Raw genomic sequence first — 6,901 nt, forward strand, 5'->3', positions numbered from 1 at the left:
ACAAGGACGTTCCTTTTCCCTCCGAACAAGCCCCGACATGTTCAGACCTCTCTTCGTATTTATCGGCACGCGTTATACCCGTGCAAAGCGCCGCAATCATTTTGTGTCCTTCATTTCCCTGACTTCGATGATCGGGCTCGCCCTTGGCGTGGTCGTGATGATCGTCGTGCTGTCGGTGATGAACGGCTTCGATCATGAGATGCGCACCCGCGTGCTGGGCATGGTGCCCCACGCCACCCTGGAAACCGGCGAGCCGATCAACGACTGGCAGAACCTCGCCGCCAAGGTGAAACAGAATCGGCAGGTGGCGGCAGTAGCGCCGTTCACCCAGATGCAGGGCCTGCTGACCAATAACGGTCAGGTCTCCAAAGTCCTGCTCAATGCCATCGACCCGGCGCTAGAGCGCAACGTGTCGATCATCGACAACTTCATGAAGCAGGGCAAACTCGACGACCTGACGCCGGGCAGCTTCGGCATCGTCATCGGCGACAAGGCCGCGACCAAGCTGGGCGTGGGCATCGGTGACAAGGTGACCTTCGTTGCGCCGGAAGTCAGCGTGACCCCGGCCGGGATGTTCCCGCGCATGAAGCGCTTCACCGTGGTCGGCATTTTCCACGTCGGCGCCGGCGAACTCGACGGCTATCTGGGCGTGACCAACCTGCAGGATCTGGCGAAGATGCATCGCTGGAAAGCCGATCAGGTGCAGGGCCTGCGCCTGAAGTTCGACGACCTGTTCCAGGCGCCGCGCGAGGCGTGGAACATCGCCCAGCAGCTCGGCGAAGACCGTTACTACGCCCGCGACTGGACCCGCACCCACGGCAATCTGTATCAGGCGATCCGCATGGAAAAAGCCATGATCGGCCTGCTGTTGCTGCTGATCGTTGCCGTCGCCGCGTTCAACATCATTTCCACGCTGGTGATGGTGGTCAACGACAAGAAGGGCGACATCGCCATCCTGCGCACCTTGGGCGCGACACCGGGCACGATCATGCGCACGTTCATGGTGCAGGGCACGGTGATCGGCGTGGTCGGCACCGCAATCGGCGCGGTGGTCGGTATTTTCGCCGCGCTCAACGTCAGCGCAGCAATCGCCGCACTGGAAGGCCTGATCGGCCACAAATTCCTTAATGCTGACGTGTATTTCATCGATTATCTTCCTTCGCAAGTGCAGAGCCAGGACGTGGTCATGGTCTGCGCTGCTGCGTTGGTCCTGAGTTTCCTCGCCACCCTGTATCCCGCCTGGCGTGCCGCGCGCACCCAGCCGGCGGAGGCGTTACGTTATGAGTGAGTCGGGCATGAGCGAACAAGCAATTCTGAGCTGCCGCAACCTGGGCAAATCCTATGAAGAAGGCCCGGAGTCGGTGCAAGTGCTGGCCGGCCTGCAACTGGAGTTGCATCCGGGCGAGCGGGTGGCGATCGTCGGCAAGTCGGGTTCGGGCAAAAGTACTTTGCTCAACCTGCTCGGTGGCCTCGATACGCCAACCCAGGGCAGCGTCTGGCTCGACGGCGAAGAACTCTCGGCCCTGAGCGAGAAGAAGCGTGGCCTGCTGCGTAACCGCGCCCTCGGCTTCGTTTACCAGTTCCACCATTTGCTGCCGGAATTCACCGCGCTGGAAAACGTCTGCATGCCGCTGTTGATCGGCAAGACCGCGATCCCCGAAGCGCGTCAGCGCGCCACGGCCTTGCTGGAACGTGTCGGCCTCGGCCATCGCCTTGAACACAAGCCTTCGGAGCTGTCCGGCGGCGAACGCCAGCGTGTGGCTATCGCCCGGGCGCTGGTGAACAATCCTGGCCTGGTGATGCTCGACGAGCCGACCGGCAACCTCGATCTGCACACGGCCGAAGGCATTCAGGATTTGATGCTCGAACTGAGCACCTCGATGCGCACGGCGTTTCTGGTGGTGACTCACGACATGAATCTCGCGCGCCAGATGGACCGCGTCCTGCAATTGCAGGAAGGTTGCCTTACCCCCATCTGACTGGCTGAAACCCGGCGGCCGTAACGGCGCCGGGTCTTTTATTTTTATACGGTGCCCCAGCGAATGTTCAGACCGTTATCGATCTTTATCGGCACGCGCTATACCCGCGCCAAGCGCCGCAATCGCTTTGTTTCGTTCATCTCGATGACCTCGATGATCGGCCTCGCCCTCGGCGTGCTGGCCATGATCGTGGTGTTGTCGGTGATGAACGGCTTCCAGCGCGAGATGAGCTCGCGCATCCTCGGCATGGTGCCGCACGCGACCATCGTCGGCGTCAAGCCGATCGACGACTGGCAGCCGGTGGCCGCTGCTGCAATGAAAAACCCCGAAGTGACGGCCGCTGTGCCATTCACTGAAATGGAAGGCATGCTGTCCTACAAGGGTTCGATGCAGCCGATCCAGATCAGCGGTGTCGATCCGGCGCAGGAAGGCAAGGTCTCGATCGTCGCCCAGCACATCGTGCAGGGCCGTCTCGATGCGTTGAAACCTGGCGAGTTCGGCGTGGTGATCGGTGAAATCACCGCGCGACGTTTCCGTCTGAATGTCGGTGACAAGATCACTCTGATCGTGCCGGAAGTCAGCACCGCACCCGGCGGCATCACCCCGCGCATGCAGCGCTTGAATGTGGTCGGCGTGTTCAAGGTCGGCGCCGAGCTGGATGGCTCGATGGGTCTGATTCACGTCGCCGATGCCGCAACCATGCAGCACTGGCAGCCGAATCAGGTGCAAAGCGTGCGGCTGGCAGTCAAGGATCTCTACGCGGCGCCGAAGGTCTCCTCGGACATCGCCGCTGGTTTGGGCGCCGAATTCAAGGCTGACGACTGGACGCACACCCAGGGCAGCCTGTTCAGCGCGATGAAAATGGAAAAAACCATGATCGGCCTGCTGTTGCTGATGATTGTCGCTGTAGCGGCATTCAACATCATCGCCACGCTGATCATGGTGGTGAACGACAAGGGCGCGGACATCGCCATCCTGCGAACCATCGGCGCCACGCCACGGCAGATCATGGCGATCTTCATGGTCCAGGGCACGGTGATCGGTATCGTCGGCACCATTATTGGCGGCGTGCTGGGCGTGATCGCCGCGCTGAACGTCAGCGAAATGGTCGGCTGGGTCGAGCGCGTCACCGGGCAGCACATCTTCAGTTCAGACGTGTATTTCGTCAGCAACCTGCCTTCGGAATTGCAGGGTGGTGATGTGCTGCTGATCTGCTCGGCGGGCTTTGTTCTGAGCTTCCTGGCGACGGTATACCCGGCGTGGCGAGCGGCGAAGATCGAGCCGGCTCACGCCCTGAGATATTCGTAACCTGAGTGACCGCAATCGCTAGCAGGCTAGCTCCCACACGGTTATGCATTCCAACTGTGGGAGCTAGCCTGCTAGCGATGAGGCCGGTACAGCTGGCCTCACTTTGCCCTTAGGCAACTCAATCACAAATCGCGTCACCCCAGATTCTGATTCGCAATGAATCTGCCCGCCATGGGCGCGAACGATCGATTGCGTAATCGCCAATCCCAACCCTGCATGTTCACTGCTGCCTTCCTGGCGCGCCGGATCAGCCCGGTAGAAGCGGTCAAACAACCGCGGCAGCAACTCCTCTGAAATTCCTTCTCCACTGTTCTGGATGCAGACGCGAACAGAGTTCGCCTGATCGGCAATGCTCAGCCGCACATAACCTTCAGGCGGGGTAAACCGTAGCGCGTTATCCAGCAGATTCGACAAGGCCCGGCGCAACATGCCGCGATCACCGTCGATTCGCGCTTGGCCCTCTCGACTCAATTCAATCCCGGCGTCCTCCGCCAACGGCGCAAAAAACTCCAGCAGCGCATCGCTTTCTTCCGCCAGCTCCAGCGCTTCGCGCTTGGGCACAAGCAAGCCGTGATCGGCCTTGGCCAGGTACAACATGTCGTTGACCAGTTGCGCCATCCATTGCAGTTCTTCGAGGTTGCTGTGCAGCGCTTCGCGATAGTCCTCGAGCGGGCGAGGGCGGGTGAGGGTGACCTGGGTGTGGGTCAGCAGGTTCGACAGCGGCGTGCGCAGCTCATGGGCGATGTCGGCCGAGAACGCCGAGAGCCGCTGAAACGAGTCGTCGAGGCGTGCGAGCATGGCGTTGAAGCTGTGGGCCAATTCGGCAAGTTCGGGCGGCATTTGCGTTTCCGGCAGTCGGGCGTTGAGCGACTGCGCGGAAATCCCCCGGGCCACCGTGCTCATGCGCCGCAACGGACGCAAGCCACTGCGCGCCGCCCAGGCGCCGAGCAACGCGGTGGCCAGCGCTGATAAACCCATGGTCAGCCAGATCAGGCGCTGCATGCGTTGCAAAAAGTGCTGGTGGTGGGTGATGTCCAGCAGCAGGGTCAATTGCGCTGAATCCGCTGTGTCGGGGTAGAGCGGGGCGCGCAGTACGCGGTAATCGGTGCCGCCAGTACTGATCGTCGACAGGCCCGGTTGCAACGGCAGGTTTTGCGGAATTTGTGCCGAGCTGTCATACCAGTGCTGGCCGTCGCCGCTGGAGATCCGCATTGAGAGATCGGCCTGGCGGCTCAGTTCATCTGCCAGGCGCGCGTCGCGTTGAGCGGGCTGAATATCCTGCAAGGCGCGACGCAGGCCGATGAGTCTGGTCTCCAATTGCTGCTGGTCGAGTTCGATGAAATGCGCCTCGCTGGCGCGATTAAACAGCACGCCGGCGAACAGCGACACCACGGCAGTGCAGGCGGCAAACAGCAGGGCCAGACGCGAACTCAACGACAGCCTGCGCATCAGGCGCCACGCTCTTCGAGCACGTAGCCCATGCCGCGCACGGTGTGGATCAGCTTGTCGGGGAAGTCGTCGTCGATCTTCAGGCGCAAACGGCGGATCGCCACTTCGATGACATTGGTGTCGCTGTCGAAATTCATGTCCCAGACCTGCGAAGCGATCAGCGACTTCGGCAACACCTCGCCCTGGCGGCGCAGGAGCATTTCCAGCAGGGCGAATTCCTTGGCGGTCAGGTCGATGCGCTGGCCGCTGCGCTCGACACGGCGGCGGATCAGGTCCAGGCGCAGATCGGCCAGTTGCAGGCTGGTTTCCTGCGGGGTGGCGCTGCCGCGACGCAACAGACTGCGCACCCGCGCGAGCAGTTCGGAAAAGGCGAAGGGCTTGACCAGATAATCGTCGGCGCCGAGCTCAAGGCCGTGAACCCGGTCTTCCACCGCGTCTTTGGCCGTGAGAAAAAGTACCGGCGTATCCAGCCCGGCACTGCGCACTGCCTGGACGATCTGCCAGCCACTGCGCCCCGGCAACATCACGTCGAGGATCAACAAGGCGTAATCGCCGCTCAGCGCCAATTGCTGACCGCTGTTGCCGTCAGCCACCAGCTCCGTGTTGAACCCGGCCTCGGTCAGGCCCTGGCGCAGGTATTGGCCGGTTTTCGCTTGGTCTTCGACAATCAACAGTTTCATGGGCGGCTCGGGTGTTTTCCGGTGTGCAAACGATAGCGTTATACCTTGGCACCACGCGGCAGGTGCCAACCTGACAAAGTTGTAATCTGCCTGTCAGGTGAGTGCCAGCGCATGGCGGCTAGAGTGTCCCACAGGCTGAACCTTATCTTGTTGGAGCATGAGCATGTTTTTGCGTAAATCCCTGATGTTGGCCGCCGCTCTGCTGGCGCTGAGCGCACCGGTGTGGGCGGCGCCGGCGCACACCTACGATTTTGGTCAACCCGCGTCGGCCGCCCAGGCTTCTCGCAGCGTTGAGGTGGTCATGGGTGATATGTCGTTCGATCCCAAGACCCTCCAGATCAAGCCCGGTGAGACGATTCGTTTTGTGCTGGTGAACAAGGGCCAGTTGCTGCACGAATTCAACCTCGGTGACGCCGCGATGCATGCCAGGCACCAGCAGGAAATGTTGCAGATGCAACAAAGCGGCATGCTCACGCCTACCGGCATCAAGGAAATGTCCCACGACATGGCCGGCATGGACCACGCGGCAATGGGCCACGGCATGAAGCACGACGATCCCAACAGCGTGCTGGTCGAACCCGGCAAGACTGCTGAACTGACCTGGACCTTCAACAAGGCGACGAGTCTGGAATTTGCCTGCAACATTCCCGGGCATTATCAGGCCGGCATGGTCGGCAAGTTGACTGTCAGTCAGTAAGCACTGAAAGGCGCGGGCAAAGGCTGGTAGAATCCGCTGATTCTTCAGTCAGGTTTCCGCCATGCATCCCGCAGCCGAACATTCGCCGCTGGGCAAATCCAGCGAATACATCGCCACGTACACGCCGTCCCTGCTGTTTCCGATTCCGCGCACCGCGAAATGGGCCGAGCTTGGCCTGACCGCCGAAACCCTGCCGTATAAAGGCGTGGATTTCTGGAACTGCTTCGAACTGTCGTGGCTGCTGCCCTCGGGCAAACCGGTGGTGGCGATCGGTGAATTCAGCATCCCGGCCGATTCGCCGAACATCATCGAATCGAAGTCGTTCAAGCTGTATCTGAATTCGCTGAACCAGACGTCGTTCGCTGACATCGCCACCCTTGAGGCGACGCTGGTCAAGGACTTGTCCGCCGCGGCCGGCAAACCGGTGGGCGTGCGCGTTCGCAGCCTCAAAGAGGTTGAAGCGGAAGGCGTCGTGGCGTTGCCGGGCGTGTGCATCGATGATCTGGATATCAGCGTCAGCAACTACGAACATCCGCGCCCGGAACTGCTGCGTTGCGACGATTCGCGCATCGTCGAGGAGAGCGTGCACAGCCATCTGCTCAAATCCAACTGCCCGGTGACCAGCCAGCCGGACTGGGGCAGTGTGGTGGTGGAATATCGTGGCTCGGCGCTGGATCACGCCAGCCTGCTCGAGTACATCGTCAGCTTCCGCCAGCATTCGGACTTTCATGAACAGTGTGTCGAGCGGATTTTCCTCGACCTGCAGCGCTTGTTGAAACCCGAGAAAC

The 6,901-nt window shown here is 61.1% G+C and carries 7 protein-coding genes; 5 read left to right on the forward strand and 2 right to left on the reverse strand.

Going from position 1 to position 6,901, the window contains the following annotated elements; translation table 11 throughout:
- Positions 1–37: 37 nt before the first annotated feature.
- The 3 genes from ACYYKW_RS18700 (at position 38) to ACYYKW_RS18710 (ending at position 3,287) form a co-directional block, all read left to right on the forward strand.
- A complete protein-coding gene (locus ACYYKW_RS18700; protein ID WP_090284720.1) occupies positions 38–1,288 on the forward strand; it encodes a lipoprotein-releasing ABC transporter permease subunit in 1,251 nt (416 codons plus the stop codon).
- Positions 1,281–1,979, forward strand: a complete 699-nt coding sequence (gene lolD, locus ACYYKW_RS18705; protein ID WP_093099885.1) for a lipoprotein-releasing ABC transporter ATP-binding protein LolD — start codon at positions 1,281–1,283, stop codon at positions 1,977–1,979. Before ACYYKW_RS18700 ends, lolD begins: the two co-directional genes overlap by 8 nt.
- A 63-nt stretch (positions 1,980–2,042) precedes the next feature.
- On the forward strand, positions 2,043–3,287 hold the full coding sequence (locus ACYYKW_RS18710; protein WP_093099888.1) for a lipoprotein-releasing ABC transporter permease subunit: 1,245 nt from the start codon (positions 2,043–2,045) through the stop codon (positions 3,285–3,287).
- Positions 3,288–3,350: 63 nt separating this feature from the next.
- On the opposite strand, the gene ACYYKW_RS18715 is transcribed toward ACYYKW_RS18710, so the two are convergent.
- Both ACYYKW_RS18715 and ACYYKW_RS18720 read right to left on the reverse strand, forming a co-directional pair.
- Positions 3,351–4,736, reverse strand: a complete 1,386-nt coding sequence (locus ACYYKW_RS18715; protein ID WP_464990799.1) for a heavy metal sensor histidine kinase — start codon at positions 4,734–4,736, stop codon at positions 3,351–3,353.
- Positions 4,736–5,416 (reverse strand): heavy metal response regulator transcription factor, encoded by a 681-nt coding sequence (locus ACYYKW_RS18720; RefSeq protein ID WP_090284711.1) that lies wholly within the window; start codon positions 5,414–5,416, stop codon positions 4,736–4,738. Before ACYYKW_RS18720 ends, ACYYKW_RS18715 begins: the two co-directional genes overlap by 1 nt.
- A 163-nt stretch (positions 5,417–5,579) precedes the next feature.
- Here ACYYKW_RS18720 and copI point away from each other — a divergent pair, with 163 nt between their 5' ends.
- A complete protein-coding gene (gene copI / locus ACYYKW_RS18725) occupies positions 5,580–6,113 on the forward strand; it encodes a copper-resistant cuproprotein CopI (protein ID WP_464990800.1) in 534 nt (177 codons plus the stop codon).
- A gap of 61 nt (positions 6,114–6,174) precedes the next feature.
- Positions 6,175–6,901, forward strand: a 727-nt coding sequence (gene queF, locus ACYYKW_RS18730; RefSeq protein WP_464990801.1) for an NADPH-dependent 7-cyano-7-deazaguanine reductase QueF, incomplete at its 3' end; no start/stop codon positions are given.

The organism is Pseudomonas sp. 15C (assembly GCF_055484735.1).